Source organism: Candidatus Bathyarchaeota archaeon (assembly GCA_026014735.1).
Classification (GTDB): Archaea; Thermoproteota; Bathyarchaeia; order Bathyarchaeales; family Bathycorpusculaceae; genus Bathycorpusculum.
In genome coordinates this window covers 57,129-80,110 of record JAOZHT010000003.1, presented here as the reverse complement: position 1 = coordinate 80,110, position 22,982 = coordinate 57,129, and the positions used below count along the sequence as shown (strand labels likewise).

General features: G+C 48.4%; 19 protein-coding genes. 4 read left to right on the top strand and 15 right to left on the bottom strand.

From position 1 onward, the window contains the following. Positions 1-2: 2 nt before the first annotated feature. From NWE93_10715 to NWE93_10670, 10 genes are all read right to left on the bottom strand, one after another. The gene (locus tag NWE93_10715; protein ID MCW4000701.1) at positions 3-944 is read right to left on the bottom strand and encodes a GDP-L-fucose synthase; all 942 of its coding nucleotides are present in this window, start codon (positions 942-944) and stop codon (positions 3-5) included. Then, on the bottom strand, positions 944-1,993 hold the full coding sequence (gene gmd / locus NWE93_10710) for a GDP-mannose 4,6-dehydratase (protein MCW4000700.1): 1,050 nt from the start codon (positions 1,991-1,993) through the stop codon (positions 944-946). The genes NWE93_10715 and gmd overlap by 1 nt, the downstream gene beginning before the upstream one ends. A gap of 59 nt (positions 1,994-2,052) precedes the next feature. After that, positions 2,053-3,201, bottom strand: coding sequence for a glycosyltransferase (locus tag NWE93_10705; GenBank protein ID MCW4000699.1), 1,149 nt, complete (start codon positions 3,199-3,201; stop codon positions 2,053-2,055). 20 nt (positions 3,202-3,221) lie between these two features. Beyond that, positions 3,222-4,148, bottom strand: a complete 927-nt coding sequence (locus tag NWE93_10700) for a hypothetical protein (protein ID MCW4000698.1) — start codon at positions 4,146-4,148, stop codon at positions 3,222-3,224. A 1-nt stretch (position 4,149) separates the two neighbouring features. Next, on the bottom strand, positions 4,150-5,145 hold the full coding sequence (locus tag NWE93_10695; protein ID MCW4000697.1) for a Gfo/Idh/MocA family oxidoreductase: 996 nt from the start codon (positions 5,143-5,145) through the stop codon (positions 4,150-4,152). 96 nt (positions 5,146-5,241) lie between these two features. Next, positions 5,242-5,820, bottom strand: coding sequence for a DUF1616 domain-containing protein (locus tag NWE93_10690; GenBank protein ID MCW4000696.1), 579 nt, complete (start codon positions 5,818-5,820; stop codon positions 5,242-5,244). Positions 5,821-5,839: 19 nt separating this feature from the next. Continuing rightward, positions 5,840-6,349 (bottom strand): hypothetical protein, encoded by a 510-nt coding sequence (locus tag NWE93_10685; GenBank protein ID MCW4000695.1) that lies wholly within the window; start codon positions 6,347-6,349, stop codon positions 5,840-5,842. 377 nt (positions 6,350-6,726) lie between these two features. Further along, a complete protein-coding gene (locus NWE93_10680) occupies positions 6,727-7,248 on the bottom strand; it encodes a glycosyltransferase family 2 protein (protein ID MCW4000694.1) in 522 nt (173 codons plus the stop codon). Positions 7,249-7,440: 192 nt separating this feature from the next. Next, positions 7,441-7,794, bottom strand: coding sequence for a winged helix-turn-helix domain-containing protein (locus NWE93_10675; GenBank protein MCW4000693.1), 354 nt, complete (start codon positions 7,792-7,794; stop codon positions 7,441-7,443). 453 nt (positions 7,795-8,247) lie between these two features. Next, positions 8,248-9,048: a glycosyltransferase family 2 protein gene (locus NWE93_10670; GenBank protein MCW4000692.1), complete on the bottom strand. Its 801-nt coding sequence runs from the start codon at positions 9,046-9,048 to the stop codon at positions 8,248-8,250. 514 nt (positions 9,049-9,562) lie between these two features. On the opposite strand from NWE93_10670, the gene NWE93_10665 reads away from it, so the two are divergent. The 3 genes from NWE93_10665 (at position 9,563) to NWE93_10655 (ending at position 13,782) form a co-directional block, all read left to right on the top strand. Then, positions 9,563-10,630, top strand: coding sequence for a hypothetical protein (locus NWE93_10665; GenBank protein MCW4000691.1), 1,068 nt, complete (start codon positions 9,563-9,565; stop codon positions 10,628-10,630). A gap of 222 nt (positions 10,631-10,852) precedes the next feature. Beyond that, on the top strand, positions 10,853-12,703 hold the full coding sequence (locus NWE93_10660; protein ID MCW4000690.1) for a glycoside hydrolase family 15 protein: 1,851 nt from the start codon (positions 10,853-10,855) through the stop codon (positions 12,701-12,703). Between the two features lie 116 nt (positions 12,704-12,819). After that, positions 12,820-13,782, top strand: a complete 963-nt coding sequence (locus tag NWE93_10655; GenBank protein ID MCW4000689.1) for a hypothetical protein — start codon at positions 12,820-12,822, stop codon at positions 13,780-13,782. On the opposite strand, the gene uvrA is transcribed toward NWE93_10655, so the two are convergent. From uvrA to NWE93_10630, 5 genes are all read right to left on the bottom strand, one after another. Then, entirely contained in the window at positions 13,769-16,666 is a 2,898-nt protein-coding gene (gene uvrA, locus NWE93_10650) for an excinuclease ABC subunit UvrA (GenBank protein ID MCW4000688.1), read from the bottom strand. The genes NWE93_10655 and uvrA overlap by 14 nt on opposite strands. An 81-nt stretch (positions 16,667-16,747) precedes the next feature. Next, positions 16,748-18,715, bottom strand: coding sequence for an excinuclease ABC subunit UvrB (gene uvrB / locus NWE93_10645; protein MCW4000687.1), 1,968 nt, complete (start codon positions 18,713-18,715; stop codon positions 16,748-16,750). A gap of 197 nt (positions 18,716-18,912) precedes the next feature. Beyond that, positions 18,913-19,524: a hypothetical protein gene (locus NWE93_10640; protein ID MCW4000686.1), complete on the bottom strand. Its 612-nt coding sequence runs from the start codon at positions 19,522-19,524 to the stop codon at positions 18,913-18,915. Between the two features lie 40 nt (positions 19,525-19,564). Next, a complete protein-coding gene (locus NWE93_10635; GenBank protein MCW4000685.1) occupies positions 19,565-19,858 on the bottom strand; it encodes an OB-fold nucleic acid binding domain-containing protein in 294 nt (97 codons plus the stop codon). Positions 19,859-19,966: 108 nt separating this feature from the next. Continuing rightward, positions 19,967-21,244 (bottom strand): hypothetical protein, encoded by a 1,278-nt coding sequence (locus tag NWE93_10630; GenBank protein ID MCW4000684.1) that lies wholly within the window; start codon positions 21,242-21,244, stop codon positions 19,967-19,969. Positions 21,245-21,552: 308 nt separating this feature from the next. On the opposite strand from NWE93_10630, the gene NWE93_10625 reads away from it, so the two are divergent. After that, positions 21,553-22,971, top strand: coding sequence for a hypothetical protein (locus tag NWE93_10625; protein MCW4000683.1), 1,419 nt, complete (start codon positions 21,553-21,555; stop codon positions 22,969-22,971). Positions 22,972-22,982 lie beyond the last annotated feature (11 nt).

The window sequence follows — 22,982 nt, the reverse complement described above, 5'->3', positions numbered from 1 at the left end:
TCTTAGACCTTGTTTACTTTATACCATTCAATGGTCTTTTTTAGTCCTTCAACAAAATCTGTTTTAGCTTCAAAACCAAACTCAGACTTTGCCCTGCTCACATCTAAGCGTCTTCTCGGTTGACCATCAGGTTTCGAAGATTCCCAAACTATTTCACCCTCAAAACCAGTTAATATCGAAATTAGCTCAACGAGATCTTTAATTTTAATTTCATGCCCTGTCCCCAAATTAACGGGGTCGGCTTTATCATATTTTTCAGTGGCAAGCATGATGCCTTCAGCCGCGTCATCGACAAACAAGAACTCACGCGAAGCAGAACCAGATCCCCAAACAGGTACTTCTTTATCATTTCGCTCAACAGCTTCTACGAATTTTCGGATTAGTGCTGGAATAACATGGGAAGAAGCCAAATCAAAATTATCCTTTGGACCATACAAGTTGACTGGCAACAGATAAATTATGTTCATGCCATACTGCTGTCGATAAGCATTAGCCATGACAAGCAGGGACTTCTTGGCTACACCATAGGGAGCGTTGGTTTCTTCAGGATATCCATTCCATAAATCGTCTTCTTTGAATGGGACGAGAGTGAATTTTGGGTAAGAACAGACTGTCCCCACCTGAACAAATTTTTCAACCCCTTCACGCCGAGAAGCCTCCATAAGCTGAGCACCCATAAGAATGTTATCGTAAAATAAAGTTCCAGGATTCTTTTGGTTGAAACCTATACCGCCAACCCTCGCGGCAAGATGGATAACGACGTCTATGTCTTTTACTGCTTTCCTGCAATCTTCCCAAACTCTCAAATCTACCGTGCTACTCCGAGGAATAACAATCTGATTCTGCAAAACGCCTCTCCGCGTAGTTAGATTCTGAAAAACAGCAGAGCCCAAAAAGCCAGCTCCACCGGTTAAGAGAATACGCTTATCAGCCCAAAACGACATCAATCGTCACTCCACCATTTATCAGGAAACTTTCTCTGTAGAATAGCATCGCCCTCACCTATTGGCTTTAATCCGGCTCTACGCATGTCAGCATCAATCATTATCTTAACCAAATCCTTAAACCTCACTTTAGCTTCCCATTTGGTAACTTTTTTAATCTTCTTAGCATCAGCGGCTAAATCATCAGTTTCGGTCGGTCGGAAATACCTTGAGTCTGTTTTAGTATGCCTTTCTGAATCTAGTCCAACATACGCGAAGGCTTCATTGACAAATTCCTTTACTGAATGTTGCTCACCAGTTCCGACAACAAAATCATCAGGAACCTCTTGCTGTAGAATCTTCCACATAACCTCCACGTATTCTGGAGCGTAACCCCAATCACGTTTGGGTTCCATGTTACCTAGATAGAGAAACTCTTGTTTCTTCGCCAGTATGCTAGCGATAGCCATAGTTATCTTTCGGGTAACAAACACTTCACCCCTCCTCGGAGACTCATGATTAAAAAGGATACCGTTACAGGCAAACATATTGTACCCCAATCGGTAATTCTTAGCCATCCAAAAAGCATAAACCTTAGCCACCGCATACGGGCTTGTGGGGCTGAAAGGGGTCTCTTCATTCTGCGGCGAGGGCGACCGCCCAAACATTTCGCTGCTTGAAGCCTGATAAAACTTTGACTTAACACAACTACGCCTAATAGACTCAAGCAACCTTACAGTCCCCAACCCCGTAACGTTCCCAGTATACTCAGGCATACTAAAACTAACTTTCACATGGCTCTGAGCGCCCAGATGATAAATCTCACCCGGCGCCACATCACTGAGAACAGTTGAAGTCTGCTCCGAATCGGAAACATCACCGTAGTGCAGGAAGAGTCGTGCTCCACGTTCATGAGGATCTGAATAAATGTGGTCAATTCTACCCGTGTTAAAAGTGCTGGCCCTCCGGATAATTCCATGCACCTCGTAGCCCTTCGAGAGTAAGAACTCAGCTAAGTAAGAACCGTCTTGACCAGTTATCCCAGTTATTAACGCCTTCTTCGTTTCCATCTTTTCCATACCAAAAACCCTCGATTCTTCTCTTGCCATTTTAACTAAATAAACCAAGCCTAGACTCTTCGAGTCGATGCAACCGTATCAATTTTGTCGTGCACTTTTTTGACAAAAATGATTTGATAGATAGCCTTAAGCAAAGAATATTCGAATTCGACGAAAGTAACCAAAATCCGTCGAGAAAAAACTAACAACAGCAAAACTGCAATACCAATTAAAGACCAAAAGTAAACAGCCGCACTCAAATTCAAGAAAGTCAGAACAACAAGTGAACAGGACCAAACTAAAATAAAAACAGGTAAAAGAGTCAATAGCGCAAAATTGAAAGGCAAAATCAAGGAACCATATTTGCCGTATCCTGGTTTAAACATCATATCCTTGTATCGCCAGAGAACCCTCATCAAGTGAGCGGCTCTAATCGTCTTTTGCTGAACCCTGCCTGAATGAGTAGCAGGCGCATACTCATGAAAGCTAACAGTAGGATCATAAATAACCTTGAAACCTTCGCGTCTTGCCGCTAACCCCACAGTCGTATCAAATGTTTCAGTTGACGCCTGCAAGTTATCTAGAGCACTCTTTCTAACAGCAGCTGCTTCTCCCTTAATGTAGAAGGTTGAATCCATGTTAGTTTCAGCAACTCTCAAGAAATTATAGAGCCTCTGATAGATACTCTCTGACTTGCCCGCATCTTCGTCAGTATTTAAGATAACGTCGCGTCCGCTAACAACGCCAATCTTTGGATCCTTGAAGCGCTCCACCATAATCGATATAGAGGATGGCTCAAGAAATGAAGCAGCATCGTTTAAGATTATAATCTCACCCTTAGCTGCCTGACAACCGGCAAGCATCGATGGACTATACCCCATCCTCTTCTCAAAATGCATCAATCGGATGTTAGGCGACTTTTCCGCATACTTAGAGATAATTTGTGGGGTAGCGTCATTCGAATCGTCGGCAAATAGAATTTCGAGTTTGGCTTGTGGATATGAACTGGATAGAAGATTCTCAATTTTTTTTGAGATAATCTTTGATTCATTATGGGTTGCCACTACAACTGACACGGAAGGCTCATAAACTTGATTCGGGGGTTTTAGCAAAACTAGGTTTTTCCTTCCATAATAAACGATGATTGAACCGTAACTTATTAAAAGCCCGATAGGAACAAATGTTAAAATATAAAAAACAGTTGAAGCAATATCTAGCATATCTAAAACACACCTAAACGCTAAACTATTAAGGGCTTTTGCAGTTTACCTTTATTGTAAACCAGATTGTTCTTGAAAAGCCCAAAGGTTTCAACCGCTTGCTTCTGACTCGACACTCCAGCAAGGACACCTCTAAGATTCCTCAGAGTATTAAGATAAGCCAACGTTTGAGGGGGTTTAATGTAGCCAGCCGCAAAAACGCTTATGGCAATGACGTTGGGGGACTTGAGCGAATTCAAGGTGTCTTCACAGGCCTGTCTGGATGGATTCATCTGGAAGCCAGCTTCATTTAAAGGCGTAACAATCAGGATTTTATCCAAGTTTATCCCCCACTCAGTAAACTTTCTTACAAGGAAGGGGAAATTTCTCGTATTGAATCCAGGTGTTATTCCCCGGGTAGACAGATACTTTATGAAAGATAAAAATAGCCAGTCAAGATCGAGTGCTAAACCCATGTCACCTATTACTTCGTTGAGCATGACAGAGACCATCTTTGCTTTTCTGCCAGCAGCAGACTTAATTCTAGATAACTCGTAGGCAAGGTATGTGTTCATGAAACCTTCAGGATCGACTCGGGCAACCGACCAAAATCCCGCTAAAACGGCTCCAACATCACCAGAGACAGCAACTTGCTTGGCAAACCTCTTCACTAATCCAGGAGTGCCAGTCTGGGTTGCTATTCTCACATATTCAAAAGCGTAAGGCACCATCGGGTAGATTTCTATATCAATATCGTTTTTCTCACGTAAAGAGCGTAGTATCGATAAGGTTAGATCACTAACTGAAAACGAAAAACCATTAGCACCATTCTTTAGAGCAGCCAAAACAACCTCAGCCGCGCGGTCAGCCGGGGATTGGATAACTTCGCCACGACTTCTAGCCCGTTCTTGAGAAAGATGGCTAATTCCCTGGAAGGGATTATCACCGACAAGTAGCAACCTATCCATTTTAAAGCAACTCCCTTTTCACTTCGCCGATAATATAATCGACCTTTGACGCCGATTCGAACGGCGGTTCGGCCCCACGACCCATCTTTAACGCGTTAATATATTCCTGGTTTTCTCGGAAATACTCTGTTTCGCCCAGTGCAAATTGGACACTGTCATCGAGGTTTTGCCGATACCAACTTTGTTTGGTCCCGTCCTTCAAAGTAAGGAAAACACGGTCATCGTTCACATCAATTGCTCCCTTTGGCCCCTTAATGGAGCAGCCGAATTCAGGCAGTCTATAATTTGGAACGCATTGTGAAATATCGAACTGGCCAGGCACACCATCGGGATTTAAAACGTTAAATGAAACAGAAGTCTCAGCCTCCCCGCTCTTTGTACAAGATAAGATACCAGTTACCTTAAAATCGCCCAGTAACCATAACGTCAAGTCTATTATGTGGCAACCGATATCCTTAATGGCGCCACCGCGAGCTGCTGATGTTTGAGATTCTTTAGTTAAACCAAGAAAATCAGATGAGAAAGCATAAGATTTAAAGGATTGCGGTTCCCCCAATTTTCCTTCTCTTAGTAACTGCTTTGCCTTCCCAAAAACAGCAGAATACCGCTTCATGTAACCAACCATGGTTAAACTGCCATTTTTCTTAGCAAGCTCACATAATTCTTTTGATTGATCATAATTTGAGGCAAGTGTTTTCTCAACAAATATGTTACGAGTAATTTGAGTTGTTAAGAGTTCTTTAATTATTGGATAATGTGATGAAATCGGAGTTGTTACATAAACTGCATCTAGATCGAGCCCAGATAGCTTGTCAGTATTGTTAAGGACTTTTATGTCTTTTTTAGAGAAAACTTTCTTGAATACCATATTCATTAAAGCGCTCTTGTCGCATACGGCAACTATTTGTGTTTCAGGTAGGGTACTTAGAAGGCTTGCATGCAGCAAACCCATTTTTCCCAATCCAACTATCGCTATTTTCAATCTTGAGTCAGACATTTTGTACACACCATATTATTGTTGGAGGGCATTGATTCTTAAGAAAAACAATTACAGGTTTTTCCAACCATGAAGGTATTCGGCAAACAGGTCAAATCAAGTCTCGGCCAATTCTTTGATTAAATTCAGTTTCAAATCGACATATCGGTTGTGATATTGAACATATCCGGAGGAAGAATTGTATAGCCAAAGCTCAAAAATTAGCCTATGGGGAAATGAGGTGCTGTTTGTGTCCCAGACAGATGGTACATCAACATTGAAGGTTAAGCCATTGATGGTTAAGCGATTGACAATCGATTGATTGCCAGCTATTGATGCATTTGAGACCGAAAACGTAAAGGGACTACTCCATTTGCCGCCGTCAGGAATAAGAAACCGGTACTCCAAAACCGGTGCAACTTGACTAGGAGTCTTGTTAACAATATCAGGCAGCAGGGCTGTTCCGTTTTGAAATTTCACGTACAAAACATAGTATCCTGCTGATTTCAGATGATTGACTACATTGGCGTAAATCATATAGTTTTGACCTATAGTTATGTTCGAAGGGTAATTCTGGGCTAGCTGTTCAGGGCCCAGCAGATATAATTCTGAAAAAGATTCCCCGTTGGGAAAGCTAATAACGCTAATGACAGGGAGAGCAGCGATTAACAAAGTGCCAATCAGGCCGACAGCCAAGAAAAATATTTTATATTCTTTAAGCTTCAGTTTCAGCCACCTTAGGCTTTGATTTTAATAATTTACAGATATGCTTCTGCTTTATGTTTCGCCACAGTAAAAATAAGAGCAAATTGAAAACAAACGCAATAGCTATTGCGAAAGCAACACTGAACCAGAAGGCGTTATTATGATTGGCTGAAGCTGCCTGTTCATAGCTTAAGGCATCGGTTTTCACTTGCTGTGCAACTGAGAGTACACTATTCGCCTGAGTGATAGCCATGGTGTAGTCTTCAGAAAGATATGAGTTTTCTGCAGAAGCCAAACCCGCCGCAGCAACATTAAGCTGGGATAGCAGAGCGGTAACGTTAGCTCCTGCTTTTTCGGCTGACAAGACAGCGGTGAATGCCTCATCAAATACAAGGGATGCTTCTTGAATGCTCGGTGATGGGGAGGTAACTTGAGAGAACGAAGAAGGTATGAAGAAGGCCGCTGCAACAACAGACAAAACCAGTAGCGTTACAGCGAGTTGCCGGCTGATAGTATGCATTTTTGTTACTCCCTCGTAAAAGTGGATGTATCTTGGGAAAGGCTTGTAATTATCATCCGTGGAATGGGAATTTAATGGATGTATGAACTCTAACGGATAGAAAATAGATTAAGCTGTAGAAGCGCATACTAAATTGGACTTACCTGCAATTCAAAGGAATGAGATAAGCAACTTTTGTACTCGGAGAGATTAACTTAGCGAGGCAGCCGCTATTGTTTTCAGGATTTTGCATCCGTCACGGAAAGTCTTAAGGTGAGATTTTCCACTTCTGCGTCTATGCTCAAAACTGGGAACCTCAACTACATTGAGGCCGAGTTTTTGGGCTTTTATGAAGAGTTCTGTTTCGATTTCAAAGTTGTTGGCTTCTAAAACCGGAGCTAAAGCGTTGATTGCTTTTTTTTAAACGCAACAAACCCGTAGCATAGGTCAGTGTAGTGCGAACCGCTTAAGGCGTTGACTGTTGAAGTCATGATTGAATTACCGATCTTACGTACAGCAGTCATGTCATGGCTGCCTCCGCCATTAAGAAACCGCGACCCCTTAACGACATCTGCACCTTTGCTTAACTCAGCAACAAAACGAGGAACCTCCTCGGGGGACATGGAGCCATCGGCGTCCATGAGAACCAAAACATCTGAATTCAAGTAGTCATTGCTTAAAACTTGTCTTACTGCTTGCCCCTTGCCTCGTCCATCTTGAAGTATGATCTTAGCGCCGTTTTCCGCCGCAACTTTGAGCGTACCATCGTTTGATAAGCCATCTATAACCAAGATGTTGTCATAGCCTATGCCGTTTAGCTCATTGAGGATTTGACCGATATTTTGCTCCTCGTTAAACGCAGGGATAGCTATACCAATTTTCGTTTTCGTGGTTGAACTAAGATGGGGAGTATGTAGCAATTTCTGGGTTGGTAGCGTTCCAATGGCAATGGAATTAGTAACCGTAATGCTTTTGCCTCCAGAAAGCTAATCGCTTGCATCGACAAACTGCACTGCCCATTCTTGAACTCCCTTTCCTGTGATGACCTGCTTTGTTAATACAAAATATTTAAGTCATTATAGAAAAGATGTAATGAAATTCTATATCCTAAATCAAAAACTGTCACGCAAGCGTTCTGATTTTATTGATTCTTGAAATTGAAATCCATAACAAAGCTTGCTTAGGCGTTCCCGCTCATAATCCAAGGTCTCCAGCACTCTGTTGGTTTGAAAATAGCGGTCATATAATTGATTGTAGGCTCTGAGGAATTCGTGGCCTCGCTCGGTGAGTTGATATTTCTGGTCATCGAGCCGAATGAACCCGGACTTAGCCACAACTGAAAGATATTTTTCCAGCAAGCTGAAGCTCAGGTTGGCCTCACTCATTATTTTTGTCTTGCTAGCTCCAGAGCTTGCCGCATCCAGAATTGCAGCTATTATGCTCAGGCGATCTCTATTCTTGCCCAAAATAACAACCTCACAATCCAATCAAGTCATTATCAGGTAATAGAACTCAAAGAGAAATACCGGTAACTAAGACTATCGAATCCCTTCCTGGCAGAAGTGGGTCTGAACAGTGTAGTTTACTTGGGATTTTTTGCTATAATCGCCTTGCTCCTTGAAAGACATGCCCTTTTCTCTTAAGCGCTCTTAAGGATTTGCAATATAGTTTTTGTTTGAATATATATGAGCAAAACTAATGGGGGATAGCATTTGGGGGGTACCCTTTTCTGTCCCTTCCTAATGGAAGCGGATAGAAAAGAAGCTACTAATGCTGTTTTTTCCTTCTCCTCCCTCCCATCTCCAGCATTACCAGTAGCAGTATTAAGCAACTTAGCCATATACTTTTTCGTGTGTCTTAACCGAGTAGATGCGAGTTTTTATGAAGAATAAAAAAACAAGTTATTACATTATGTCTTTTCAGATTAAAGATAATTGAAGGATAGTTCTTATTATCCGATAACCGTCCCTGAATGTCTTAAGGTTAGATTTGCCGCTTTTACGCTTATACTCAAAACTTGGAACCTCAACAACTTTCAACCCAAGCTTATGCGCTTTCACAAAAACCTCAGTTTCAATCTCAAAGTCGTTGGCTTCCAAAATGGGACCTAAAACCGTTACTGCTTTCCTATTCATAGCAACAAAGCCATAGCAAAGATCACTGTACTGGCAGCCACATAACAAATTGACTGAAGCAGTCATGATAGTGTTGCCTAATCGTCTTATGGCAGTGAGGTCTTGGCTTCCGCCGCTGCTCATAAATCTTGACCCCTTGACGACATCGGCGCCCCCACGAAGGGCTTCAATGTACCTTGGAACCTCCAAAGGAGACATAGAACCATCAGCATCCATAAGCACCAAAGCATCTGTATTTAAGTAATTGTTGCTCAAAACTTGCCTTATCGCTTGACCCTTGCCACGTCCATCTTGCAGGACAATTTTTGCTCCATTACGTTCAGCCACTTTTAGAGTGCCATCGCTGGATAATCCATCGATAACCAGTATCTTTGTGAAGCCTAATTGATTGAGTTGAGTAAGGACATCGCCGATATTCTTTTCTTCATTGTATGCTGGGATGGCTACTCCTATGTTTAAATCTAAAAGTTGGGGAAACTCAAGAAATTGAATCAAAGAATCGTCCAAAAGTAATGAATCGGCAGCGGGCAATGGATTGAACAGGCTATCATCTGATTCTTTTGAAGCAGAAAGACTGGTGGTCATACTAGTTGACCCCAGAATAGCGACTAAAGCTAAGAAACGAACAAGTTAGGGTCCTGTTTTCTAATTCGCTCGTAACTTGAGCCAGCCGCGAATGGTGCGATTCCCGTCTCCCCATTTTGTCTTCTCTCCTTTCCTACTGTAACGAATGCCTTCTCGAATGGAGATGAAGCAGGCAGATTATATCAAAACGCTCGACATGCTTTCTATACACCTATATTGACCAATTCTTCTTCCGTTAGCCATAATACGCTATATATTCCCTCAGAAGTGCTCATGTGCCCAGCGCCTCAAACCGAACTCGTCATCCGATGTTTTCTAAGAGGCTTATGGCTAAAAGGGGAATTCGGCATTAAGCGGGTCTGCAGGCAAACGAACATACTAAGCGGGTTTGTGGTTGCTAGTTGCATGTGACAGTCACATAGAGTAATAAGCAATGTGTTGCTGATATTACTTTCAGACAAGCACTATTTAGCTTCTAATTAAATCTTCCACGTATTTTTAAGAGGTATTTTGTATGGAACCAAACAAGCAGGTTGCATTTACGGCGGGCTTCATCGTTTTGCTTATTCTATCGGTGAGCATCGCTGCCGTGCTACTAAACCCCCAATCATCCCCCAACAGCATAACAACCCCCTCGCCAACGCCGCCGCCCACAGACACCCCAGACGCATCCACAACACCCCAGCCCACCGCCCCCCCAACCACACATCCCAAAGCCACAGCTCAACCCACCCAAAAACCCTCAGCCACCGCCAGCCCCACCCAAGCGCCCACGCCAGCCCCAACAGTCACCCCCATACCCTCACCGAGCCCCTACCCCACACCCGACCCCGCCTCAGTGGTGTTCTCAGATAGCTTCCAATCAGGGAACCTAAGCCTGTGGACAAGCACCGACACCAGCGGCGTCGCCTTATCCGTCGAGAACAGTATGCTTAAATGCGAAACCAACACCAACACGTCGGGGCACTGGGGATACGTCTACAAGTGGCTAAACCAGACTTATCAGGCGCTGAATTGGCGCTGGTACCTATTCTTCGGCAACCTCCCCACATCCGACGGCAACATCATCGGTGCAGGCGGGATGTATAATTCAGCGATAGAGGGCAACTTCACCGCCGCCAACGGCGTCTGCGCGGTAAACGTGGTGCGGCAAAACGGAAGTTGGCACTGGAACCTAGCATACGTCGACCAAAACCAAGTGTACAGCCTCAACTCGTCTTTGACGGCGCAAGCGGGCACATGGTATCTTGTGGAGCTAAAAGCCGTCCGGGGGAACGGAACAGGCGAAGTCCACTTCTACCTCAACGACAAAGAAACCCTAAACGCAACGGGCCTAGTCAACTGCAACAACGCAGGCATCGACCACGTCTCCGTCGGAGGCGGCGTAACAGCAAACCAAGCCGTCTGCTGGTACTGCACCAGCGCCATCGCCTCCACCCAGTACATCGGGCCAAAACATGAACAGGCCCCCCAAGCCCCCGCCGCAGCAGCCGCAGCCAGCCTGCTTGGCCCCGCGCTGCTAATCGGAGGCGCCACAGCCCTAAAAGCGCATGGAAAACTCAAGGCGACTCAGCGTAATTAGCGGTATCTACAGCATATTTTAACGACAAAACACCTCTCTGCTGCTCTGCCCAGATAGACCCCCCTCTATATATAGCAACATACCCGAATGGGCTGCTGAATAGCCCGGCGGGTTGATTTTGGGCTCAAAAAATGTTTAATTTAACATTGCTGTATTCGTCGATGTAGCCACATACGGTTATATCCTCGGAGCCCGTGGGGGTCATAATGGGGTTTTAGTGAAATGGCTAATTATATTCAGTCTGACTCCCGATCCACGCCAGTTTCTGATTGGGCAAAAAAAGAGCCGCTCCCCCGAATCGAAGACCACGCCCTAGTTGGGGACATGCACACCGCGGCGCTCATAACCAAAGGGGGCACCATCGATTGGCTCTGCCTACCCGCATTCGACTCCGACGCATGCTTCGCAGCCCTTCTGGGGTCTGCTGAAAACGGGTACTGGCGAATCGCCCCCCGCGACGAAGCCAAGTCCACCCGCCGATACCGCAAAGATACGCTGATTTTAGAAACGGATTTCACCACCGAAGCCGGCGCCGTCCGCCTGACCGATTTCATGCCGCCGTGGGGAACACGAGACCACTCCGAGATCTGCCGAAGCGTCGAGGGCCTCAGCGGAGAAGTCCCCATGCGATCCGAACTTACCCCCAGATTTGCCTTCGGACGCGCTATTCCACGAGTTGCCCACTATGAAGGGGCGACGCAGACGCTGGCGGGTCCTGATTCGCTCTACCTGTTTGGCGGACCCACACCCGACGTCCCTTTGCTCTCCGCGGATTTTATGCTTTCCAAAGGCGAGCGGGTGTCATACGTGCTTTGTGACGCCCGTTCCTGGGAGTCTCCTCCGCATCCATCAAACTATGATAGGGCAGAGCGTGAAACCGAGGAGTACTGGAGGCTCTGGTGCTCCAAAATCCAGCCTCCCTCCCGATGGCGCGACGAGGTCTATCGCTCATTAATCACGCTTAAAGCATGCACCTATGAGCCGACTGGCGGAATCGTGGCGGCTCCAACTACATCGCTGCCTGAAACCCCCGGCGGCGTACGAAACTGGGACTACCGCTTCTGCTGGCTACGCGACGCAGTGCTAACCGTGAACGCCCTAACACGGTCTGGGCTTGCGGAGGAAGCAATCTTGTTCTTCCGCTGGGTACTACGCGCAGTCGCCGGTGACCCCGCCCAAGTCCAGATCATGTATGGCATCCGGGGGGAGCGGCGGCTCTCAGAGGTCCAGCTAAACTGGCTTGAAGGCTACGGCAACGCAAAGCCTGTACGGGTCGGAAACGCCGCATACGAGCAATTCCAGCTTGACGTACTCGGCGAACTCTCAGTTGTCATTTATGACGTAAGCAGGATGCCTCAAATCCGCGGTTCCCTCAGACCCGAATCTGAGCGGGCCCTCTTCAACATCGCACGCTTCGTCTCAGACTCTTGGCGGCGACCGGACAGAGGCATCTGGGAAATGCGTGGACCCGAACGGTCGTTTACCGCTTCGAAGGTTTCAGCCTGGGCCTCGCTTGACCGCGCGATTCGATACGCCGAGGAAAACAAGCTGGCCGAGCCGATAGATGATCTACGGGCGGAACGTACAGCAATATTTGAGGATGTAATCCGCAATGGATTCAACCAGGAAAAGAACAGCTTCACACAGTATTACGGAGGCAAAGGACTAGACGCCAGCCTTCTGCTTATCCCCATCTCAGGTTTCCTGCCCGCCTCCGATCCCCGGGTTCTTGGAACCGTAGCAGCGCTTGAACGCGAATTGCTCCAGGACGGATTGGTGCTGCGCTTTAAACCCGAAGGCGATGTGGATGGGCTCTCCGGCGACGAAGGCGTTTTTCTTGCCTGCTCGTTCTGGCTGGCGGCGGTTTACCATATGCAGGGACGAGATGCGGATGCGCGGAGGCTGTTTGAGCGGGTTATCTCGTTGGCTAACGATGTGGGGTTGCTCGCCGAGGAATATGACCCCAAGGGAAAGCGGCAGCTTGGTAACTTCCCGCAGGCATTCAGCCATTTCCCCCTCATAAACATAGCTTACCTGCTCTCGGAGGATAAACCCATACCCGGCGCACTGTAGACAGCAAACCAAGCGGCGGCTAAACTTCTGGCATTCGCAAAGTTGCAGGACACAGGGCCCACCTAGGTTTTATATACCTGTTAAGGCCGACTTGTAAACTGTTGAGAGAGGCTGGTATGAGGAAGCATTCCGTTTTGGTGGCTGCGGTTATCTCAATTTTAGCTCTATTTACAAGCATAAGCGTAACCCAGTATCCGTTGCTAGCACTTGGAGGCACCTACCATACCCAGGCAGAAAAAGCCGTCAATTATTTAACTAACGTAATGTACGTTCCCAGTGTTGGGTTGCTTAAAGCTGCCCCTATAGCAGAGCCTAACACGATATGGCTAACTAACGATAATCTTCTAGCTTACGCAGTACTGTCAGGGTATAATCACTCTCTGTCTGAGACTTTGAACCAGAGCCTTGCTGAATATGGCGTGAGCGGAAACGGATTAGTCGAATTAACCTTAAACAAAACAATTGAACCAATTAGGGCTTCAAACAGCTACAATATTTCTGTCGGGGAGTACATAATCAAGGAAGACATCCGTGACGGCGATGTAATGCAAGACTTCACTCAGTATGCAGATCTTTGTTTTTGGTGGTCTCAGAATCTCCTCTTGAAAAATGACATCGCGGGGGCAATTACATATTTTAACCAAGGCATGTCTATGTGGAACGGCACAGGATTCATAGACAAACCTTTCAATGCTAACCCGACAGAATTTCAAACATACAAAATCGGGTTAGCCCTCTGGATAGCAAAATCACTGAATTGCACTACAAACGGGACCTTAACCCAACAAACAATTTTCACTGACGCTAACTATGCAGAAATGCAAACTATAATCTGGAACCTTCAAGACCCCACCGACGGCGGCATTCACACAGGCTATACCTCGACTTTAGGAAACATTAGCTCGAATACCGATACCAATGTCGAAACAACCTCAATTTGCTTACTGTACCGACTCGTCGCGCGTCCGCCATGTATCATACCCGAATTTACGGTGATATCTCTTGTAATATTCTTGATGGTTAATGCAAGTATAGCAGCGGTAGTTTTACACAAAAGAAAGTTGGTTAATTCTTGGTAGCCGCTACTGCCTCTTCCAGCTTATGGTTCAGTATCTTTTCTAGAAATTTGCCTGTGTAGCTCTGCGGTACTTTTGCAACTTCTTCGGGTGTGCCCTGCGCGAGGAGTTGTCCGCCTGCTGCGCCGCCTTCGGGTCCGAGGTCGATGAGGTAGTCGCAGCTTTTGATGACGTCGAGGTTGTGTTCGATGATGTAGACGGTGTTGCCGTTGTCCACCAGCCGATTGAGGACGCGGATGAGACGTTTGGTGTCGTCGAAGTGCAAGCCCGTGGTGGGCTCGTCAAGCATGTACACGACGTGGCCGCTCTTGTGTTTGCTGAGTTCGCGGGTGATTTTGATGCGCTGGCTCTCCCCGCCCGACAAAGTGGTGCTACTCTGCCCCAGCTTAATGTAACCTAAACCCACATCAAGCAGCGTCTGCAGCTTGCGCGCCACCCGCGGCGTGTTCTCAAAGAACTTCGCAGCCTCCTCCACCGTCATATCCAGCACGTCAGCGATGTTTTTGCCCTTATACTGCACACTGAGGGTTTCTTTGTTGTAGCGTTTGCCCTTGCATTCGCTGCACTGCACGTACACGTCGGGGAGGAAATTCATTTCGATGCGGATGACGCCGTCGCCCTGGCAGTTCTCGCATCTGCCGCCTTTCACGTTGAAGCTGAAGCGGCCCTCTTTGTAGCCGCGGGCTTTAGCTTCTTTGGTGGATGCGAAGATGCGGCGGATTTCGTCGAAGAGCTTGGTGTAGGTGGCTGGGTTGCTGCGGGGGGTGCGTCCGATGGGGTCTTGGTCGATGACTATGACGTTGCGGACCACTTCGGGCACTTCTATCTTCTCGTGTTTACCAACTTTGTCGACTTGTTCGCCGAACATCTGCCGCAATGCGGGGATGGTGGTGAGGTTCATAAGGGTGCTTTTGCCCGAGCCGGAGACGCCGGTGACGCCGCAGAGGACGCCGAGCGGAAGCTGCACGTTGAGGTTTTTGAGGTTGTTTTCTGTGACGCCCTTCACGCTGATGTAGCCTACGGGGCTGCGGCGTTCTGTGGGCACCTCGATTTTTAGTTCGCCGCTGAGGTATTTGCCTGTGAGGCTGCGGCTGTTCGCCATAACCTCGGTTGGTGAGCCCTCCGCGACGATGTGGCCGCCATGCACGCCAGCGCCTGGACCCATATCAACGATGTAGTCTGCGTGGCGCATCGTGTCCTCATCATGCTCCACCACAATCAACGTGTTACCGAGGTCCCGTAGCCGCGCCAATGTAGCGATGAGCTTGGCGTTGTCGCGCTGATGCAATCCGATACTGGGTTCGTCGAGGATATAGAGGACACCCATGAGGTTGCTGCCAATCTGCGTTGCCAACCGGATACGCTGGGCTTCGCCGCCCGACAATGTTTTTGCCGCGCGGGACAGCGAGAGATAACCCAACCCCACGTTTTTAAGGAAGCCCAATCGCTCGTTAATTTCTTTGAGCACCTGCTTGGCAATCATCAGTTCCTTCTCGTTAAGCTGTGGGGGTAAGTCATGGAAGAAATCCACCGATTCCTCGATGGAGAGGTCAGTTACGTCTATGATGCTTTTTCCCAATATCTGCACGGCGAGCACGACGGGCTGGAGTTTTCTGCCATGGCAGGCGTTGCAGGGACGAGCCGTCATGAATTTCTCGATGTCTTCTTTGCGCCATTCACTTTCGGTTTGCCGATACAGCCGCATCGTCTGCGGAATCACGCCTTCCCAGCCGTCACGCATCCACATGTTCGCGCCGTTGCTCCAATTCGCGTTTATGGGTTCACGGTCGCCGTAAAGCAGCACCTTCACCTGGTCCTCGGTGAAGTCCTTAATCGGGGTGAAAACGTCAAAGCCGTGTTTTTTGCCCACGGCGGCCAACTGCTGGGCGCGCCAACTTAAATCCATTGTACCCTTGTAAACCGCCAACGCGCCGTCCATGATGGATAGGTTATGGTCAGGGATGACTTTGTCGGCGGTAACCTCGGTGATTTCGCCCAAACCGTGGCAGACGGGGCAGGCGCCAAACGGCGAGTTGAAGCTGAACATGCGGGGTTCAAGGCTCTCGAACACGATTTCGGGGTGGTTGGGGCAGGCGCCGAAGGTGCTGTACATGGTTTCGCCCTCGAAGCGTTCAAGCTCCTTCTTTTCGCCCGCATCCGAGTTGGCGGCGTCGATTACCACCATGGTGCCCTTGCCGGTTTTAAGTGCGGCTTCCACGGCTTCAGCTATGCGGCTGCGTTCCTCGTCGCTGATTTCCACCGTGTCGATGACGGCTTCTATCCAGTGCTTCTCGTATCTGACCAGCTTGACTTCTTCCTTGACGTGATCGGTCTCATAGATTTTCTGGTCCACGCGGATTTTGGTGTAGCCCTCACGTTTGAGGTCGTCGAAGATGGATTCGTGGGTGCCCTTCATTCCGCGGATAATTGGCGCAAGAAAAACCAGAGTTCTGCCCTTCTCAGACATAATCAGGCTGGTGATGTTCTCGGCGCTTTGAGGGTGGATGCTGCTGCCGCATTTGGGGCAGTGATGGGTGCCGATGCGGGCAAAAAGTAATCTGAGGTAATCGTAGATTTCGGTGACGGTGCCCACGGTGCTGCGGGGGTTTTTGCTGGTGCTCTTCTGCTCGATAGATATGGCGGGGGAGAGCCCCTCGATGCTGTCCACGTCGGGTTTATCCATCAAGCCCAAGAATTGCCTTGCGTAGGCGGATAGGCTCTCGACGTAGCGGCGTTGCCCCTCGGCGTAGATGGTGTCAAAGGCCAAGGTGGATTTGCCGCTGCCCGACAGCCCAGTTATCACTATAAGTTTGTTTCGGGGCAACTCTAAATCGATGTTTTTGAGGTTATGCTCCCGTGCACCCTTGATGGATATGTTGTCACGCATTACTGAACTGTTCCCTTCTCTTTACACGCGGATTCTAGCTGTGTTTACCCTCGCAGATTAGAACTTTATTGCCATAAACCCCTAAATTTCGGGTGTCGCCGCCTCGGTTTCCGCCTTGCGATCCAATGTACGCTGCAGCTCAGCTATTGCGTCGCGGTACTGGATGGCTTTCTCAAAGTCCAATTTCTCAGCGGCTTCCCGCATCTTAGCATCCATCTCGATGATTTGGCGGCGGATATCCGACTTGGGCAGATGCTTGGTGCCCCTAATCACGCCTTCCTTCTGCGAGACGCCCTTGATGATGCTTCTAGGCGTGATGCAATGCTGGTGGTTGTAGCGTTTCTGGAAGCTGCGGCGGTAATAGGTGATTTCCATCGCGCGCTTGATTGATCTGGTTTGCACGTCGGCGTAGAGGATGACTCTGCCGTTGACGTTGCGTGCGGCGCGTCCGATGGTCTGGATGAGGCTGCGTTCATCACGCAGAAAGCCCTCTTTGTCAGCGTCGAGGATGAAGATGGTGGCGACCTCGGGGATGTCAAGGCCTTCGCGGAGCAGGTTGATGCCCACCAGGATGTCGAAGTCGCCTACGCGGAGCTGCCGCACCAGCTCGATACGGTCGAGGCTCTCGATTTCGCTGTGCATGTAGCGGACGCGGAAGCCCTCCTTGGAGAGGTAATCGGCAAGGTCCTCCGCCATACGCTTAGTCAACGTGGTGACTAGCACGCGGTCGCCCCGCCCGATGGTTTTCTTGGCTTCCGCCATCAGATGCTGCATCTGCCCCTCGATGGGCTGCATCTCCACCTCGGGATCCAAAAGCCCCGTGGGACGCGTGATAAGCTCCACAGGCGAGCCGCTCTTATCCAGCTCGTACTCGGCGGGGGTAGCGGAGACAAAGAGCACCTTGCCCATTTTGCCCTCGAACTCGTCGAATTTGAGGGGGCGATTATCCAGCGCGCTGGGTAGGCGGAAACCGAAGTCCACCAGCGTTTTTTTGCGGCTGAAGTCGCCGTTGTACATGGCGCGGGCCTGAGGGATGGTCTGATGGCTCTCGTCGATGATGAGCAGGAAATCCTTGGGGAAGTAATCGATGAGGGTGAAGGGGGGCGCGCCGGTTCGGCGTCCGTCGAAGTGGCGGCTGTAATTCTCCATTCCGGGGCAAAACCCGATTTCCTTAATCATCTCCAAATCGTAGTTGGTGCGTTGCTTAAGCCTGTGTGCCTCCAGCGGCGGCAAATCAGGGAGCCTTGTTTCGAGTTCCTGCTTGATATGCTCAAGGGCCAGGGCATGCTTCTCCTCAGGCACCACGTACTGCCGCGCCGGGTAAAGCGTGAGTTTATCCACCGTGTTTTTTATGTCTCCGTTGAGGAGACTGACTTCCCGGATTTTATGAATGACCGCGCCTTCCAGTTCCACACGTAAAATGTCACTTTCATATGAGGGCACCACATCTACACTGTCACCTCTAACGCGGAACCTGCCGGGCTCCAGCACCATGTCGTTGCGTTCGTACTGCATGTCCACGAGCTGGCGGATGAGTTCCTGGCGGCTTAGCTTTGCGCCGACTTCAAGCGACAGCGCCATGGTGCGGAAGTCATCGGGGTTGCCTAAGCTGTAGATGCAGCTAATAGAAGCCACGATGATGGTGTCGCTTCGGCTAACTATGCTTGAGACCGCGTGCATGCGCATCTTCTCAATTTGGTCGTTGACGGTGCTGTCCTTTTCGATGTACATATCCTGCGCGGGCAAGTAGGATTCAGGCTGGTAGTAATCATAGAAGCTGATGAAGTACTCCACGCGGTTATGGGGAAACAACTCCTTGAGTTCCCCGTAGAGCTGCGCCGCCAACGTTTTGTTGTGGGCTAAAATCAAGGTGGGCTTCTGGAGTTTGCTGATCAGGTTTGCCATAACGAAGGTTTTGCCGCTGCCAGTTATGCCCAGCAGCGTCTGCTTGTCTTTGCCGCCCAGATAGCGCTCGGCGAGTTTCTCCACTGCATCCTGCTGCCCCGGCGAAATTTTGTATGGCGCGACAAGCTCAAACTGCATTGCAATCCCAAACGACAATGACCCAAGCAGCTAAATTAATAAATTTTTGCACCAAACACAGCAAAATCAAGTTGACCACGGAAAGTGCAGAAAACGTCTGCTAACACCATTTGCAGCCGCTCCTCGTCAAAGGATTAAAGATTTGCGGGCTATGATAACCCAGCGAACATATCGCTTTTCGGCTCTAAGGTAGAATAGACTTACTACCGTTTTGGTTTTTTCTTGGATTTTATGCGGTAAAACTGCCAACGCTTGAAAGCAAACGCTGCCACGGAAGCCGCAAATAATCCATTAAACAAAACCAGTATTGCCCAATTCTCAAAGTCAGTGCCTGACAAACCCGCATGCACCACACCAAAGAAAAGCGCCACATACATCAGCGCATGGAAGGGACGCCAGTAAGAAGTGATTTTTTTACGCAGCAACACAGCAGCCAAGGCAACAAATATCAGGATTAGGGCTTGGCGTCCGCCAAAGAACATAAACAGGTAAAGCGAGTTGAAGTTGGGGAGAAACACGGCGGGGGTAGAGTACTGGAGTGCTAGGGTTATGGGATGCAGAGTTATGAGCACCAAACCCGCCGCGGCGAAGTAGTGGTGAATTCTCATGAAGGGCTTCTTGAAAAACAGGGTTATTTCCTTTAGGAAAGCCGCCATGATTGTGGCGATGCTAAGCGCGATGAAACCGTTGAGGGCAAACAGCCGCACAGCCAAGTTCCAGGGATTCGCTGAATCTATCGTGTAAGCGACAACAGACACGGCTACTCCCAGCGCCAACACTGCACCGAAAAAACCGATTTCTCTTAAAAAACTCATAAATAAAATAAGAAAAACGAGAAATAAAACAGTTGCCTTTCTAGTTGACGGTCATTTTGCCGAATTTGCCGACGTTAAGCTGGACTTCGCCCTTAAAGCTGGTAACGTAGCCGTTCTCGATTTTTATGTTGTCGCCCACGTTAACCTGCTCGATCTGCTCGTTCCAAAGCGTCAGCTTGATGCTGCCTGATTCATCTGCGATGACGGCGTCGGCTATTCGGTAAGTTTCATCTTTATATTTAGATTTGACTTCGCGGGTGTCGCCTTTCTCGACGACTTTGCCTTCCACGCTAACCCGTTTCATTCCATCGTTTAAGTCTTTAATATCTACCAATCTGCTTCACTTCTAACTGTCTGTAAACGCTTTTCTTTTTTCGAAAATATAAATCTTGCTAACTGGGCAGCCCAACAAAGAATGGGATGTAAAGAAGGGAGGGGCGGGTTAGATTACCCCGATGAAGAGGAACAACGTCAGTAAGGTGACTCCGACTGCTACGCCGGCGACGCCAATGCATTTAACCAACGAGAACTCAGGCTTGAGTTCTTTGAGGACAAGCGTACATAAGGCGCCCAGCCAAAAATAAGAAACCACGAACATACCTGTAACGATGCCTCTGAACACTTCCAGTGACGAGTCTATCAGGGCAAGTGTGCTCATGGATTGCGCTGTTAGGTTGCCGATGGTGCCTGCGGGGTAAGATACAGTCATGAAGCTGTTGTATCCTAACCCTAACGCTACATCATAGGGGTAGTAGACGGCTGGTATGGCGGCGGTGGCGATAATGTTGACTAAGCCGCGGATAACCATCACCATCAGGGTGCATCCGAACGCTATGAAGATCGGTTTCCATACAACCGGGTTCTTAAGTGCCCTAAAAATGATCCATGCAACCGCAGTCAACACTAGCCATGTGAAGAGGAACTGCAGCGAGAACACCTGCAGGAAACCTAGAAGCCCAAAGATGTCATATTGGACCGGCTGCATGTATTGCCCACGGAAGAACAGCGCGCCAAGCCGGATGGTTACGTCCTGGTTTTCGGCATAGTTAAACTGCATGGTTAACGCTGTGATGTTGGTCCACTGCGGGTTGCCCGTGGCGGTCCAGCCTTCTGCGTTGGGTCCCAAAGGCACAGTTAAGTTGCCCCACTGATTCACTGCGTTCGCGTCTGCTAGCATGCTTGTTAAGTCGTAGGTGTAGAAGTCGGTGTCGCTCAGCGAGTAAAGCGTTAAGGTGGCGTTTTGGGGTGCCTGCGGGGGCTCAATGAGCTTTAATGTGATGGATAGATTCTGGAAGCCGCCCGGCGTACAATCCACATTGGAGGTGTTGGATAAAGCGACAATAACCGAGTTGGTGTTGTTGGCCTGTATCTGCATGCTAAAGTTGCCAAACAGCGGATAGTACCCTTTGGCATCGTTAGGCGCCACCTGCAGCTCCGCAACGTAAACTGTGTTGTTATAGTAATCAGCAAAGTTGTTGGTTAATACCACGTTGGTGCTGCCTACCCAGTTGGTGGCGTTGTTGTAGCTCTGCATTATACCCGCGACTGGCGAAGTTACCTCAAGGGAGGTTTTGGTGAACTGGGCATACTCAAAGCCAATCATTAAACCCATGAACAGTACAAGCACGATTACGACGGCAAGATACTTGGGATTTGCAACTATATTCTTGAAGGCTTTCTTTGGTGCATATATTACTTGCAGTAGGTCAGTGAGAATCAACTCTGTTTTCCTCGGTATGTTTGAACTGCAAGGGATTTATTAAGTGTTGTTCACATCCCCGCAGACCTGCAGGCCAGCAAGGTCATTTCTGAATTTATGCAGGGCGGTTTGTCAAGAAACCTTGACTAAGCTTAGTCCAGAAATGTTGACAAGAAACCTTATACTCCATAACATCTGACGCTGATAGTGGTGAAATAATGCATACCTTGCTACCCAGAACTTATGTTTGCGCTATTTTAACAGTGGTCTTATTATCATCGGTTTTTTGTTTTTCGGCCTTCTTTCCCTCTACAGAAGCGCAGTCCGATATGATTCTATCCGATGATTTTAGTCGCGATTCGGGATCATGGCAATATGAGGGGACCGCCAACCGTGACTCCGCAAACCAAAACTTAGTTTTAACCACAAACAATTGCATTCAAGGCGGCGCTGCCTTCCTGAACGTCCCAATTCGGGGGTCCTTTACAGCTAGTTTTCGCTACAAAACAGGCGGCGATGGATTCACCTTGTTCTTCTACAAGCAGCAGTATTCCCAGCTGGATATTGGCGGCAGCTTAGGCTTTAGCTCCCGACCGGACATGAGCCGAGATTGCATACCTGTACCGGGCTATGGTGTAGAATTTGATGCTTGGCAAAATATTCCCTATGACTTTAACCAATTCACGGGTTGCTCCCAGAATCCGCAGGGCGACCCCTCAGGCAGCCACGTTGCATTGATTAAGGATTTTTCAGGCAACCATTTAAGCTTCGTTAATGATTCAAGAGCATCAGACGGCAACTGGCACCGCGCTATAGTGGAAGTCCAAGCTTCCTCGGTTAGAGTCTACATTGACCAAGACTTGGTTTTGCAGTGGAGCGGAACCTTTGACCGAACATACAGCGGTTTGGGCTTCAGCGCAGGCACGGGATCAAGCAGCAGCTGGCATATAGTGGATGACTTCTCAATTTCCTCTGACGCCGTCCATGTTCCTACTCTTACCACTTCATGTGTGAGCTCGTCGTCTCAATCAAGTTTACAAGTTAAAATCGCTGGGCAGCTAACCCAACAAGGCAACCCGATTCCAAATGCGCCCATCATGCTATCATACAGTGCATCCCTTGGAGAATCCTGGCAGGACCTTACCAGCGTCCACACCACCTCGGATGGCAGCTTCTCCGCGGTTTGGCTGCTTACTGCGACGGGGGACTACATGCTTAAGGCATTTTACCCAGGCAGTGAAAACTACCTGAGCACAACCAACATCATGAACTTCTCAATTACCCCCTGCCTGGAAAATAGCGTGTTTTCGGTTACATCCAACTCTACTCTTACAGAGTTAGCTTTCAACTCCGCCGCCAAAGAACTGAACTTTAGGGTTTCAGGCGAATCAGGCACCACCGGCTACGTCAGCTTCTACATCCCCAACTCGCTGGTCAGCGACATCTCGAACCTAAAACTCTACCTTGACAGCGCCCAAATTGACTTTAATGTGCAGCCTCAGAGCGAGGGCTGGCTCCTCTACGCCACCTATCACCACAGCTCACACTTCGTTAAGATTGCTTTAGGCTCCGCAAACTTAGACTCCCCAACGGATACGCAACCTACAGCGCCAACTATGCCCTCTAATTTATCGCAGGGCAACACTGCCACCCTTGATTGGCTTATAAAAGTCGCCATCCTCATATCCATCGGCGTCCTCACTGCTCTCTCAATCATAGTTGCCACGAGATATTTAATGAAAAAGTAGGGGGCAGCCTA

Coding starts and splice junctions, on each gene's coding strand:
- NWE93_10715 (MCW4000701.1), bottom strand. CDS start 944: ATGTCGTTTTGGGCTGATAAGCGTATTCTCTTAACCGGTGGAGCTGGC.
- gmd (MCW4000700.1), bottom strand. CDS start 1,993: ATGGAAACGAAGAAGGCGTTAATAACTGGGATAACTGGTCAAGACGGT.
- NWE93_10705 (MCW4000699.1), bottom strand. CDS start 3,201: ATGCTAGATATTGCTTCAACTGTTTTTTATATTTTAACATTTGTTCCT.
- NWE93_10700 (MCW4000698.1), bottom strand. CDS start 4,148: ATGGATAGGTTGCTACTTGTCGGTGATAATCCCTTCCAGGGAATTAGC.
- NWE93_10695 (MCW4000697.1), bottom strand. CDS start 5,145: ATGTCTGACTCAAGATTGAAAATAGCGATAGTTGGATTGGGAAAAATG.
- NWE93_10685 (MCW4000695.1), bottom strand. CDS start 6,349: ATGCATACTATCAGCCGGCAACTCGCTGTAACGCTACTGGTTTTGTCT.
- NWE93_10670 (MCW4000692.1), bottom strand. CDS start 9,048: ATGACCACCAGTCTTTCTGCTTCAAAAGAATCAGATGATAGCCTGTTC.
- NWE93_10665 (MCW4000691.1), top strand. CDS start 9,563: ATGGAACCAAACAAGCAGGTTGCATTTACGGCGGGCTTCATCGTTTTG.
- NWE93_10660 (MCW4000690.1), top strand. CDS start 10,853: ATGGCTAATTATATTCAGTCTGACTCCCGATCCACGCCAGTTTCTGAT.
- NWE93_10655 (MCW4000689.1), top strand. CDS start 12,820: ATGAGGAAGCATTCCGTTTTGGTGGCTGCGGTTATCTCAATTTTAGCT.
- uvrA (MCW4000688.1), bottom strand. CDS start 16,666: ATGCGTGACAACATATCCATCAAGGGTGCACGGGAGCATAACCTCAAA.
- NWE93_10640 (MCW4000686.1), bottom strand. CDS start 19,524: ATGAGTTTTTTAAGAGAAATCGGTTTTTTCGGTGCAGTGTTGGCGCTG.
- NWE93_10625 (MCW4000683.1), top strand. CDS start 21,553: ATGATTCTATCCGATGATTTTAGTCGCGATTCGGGATCATGGCAATAT.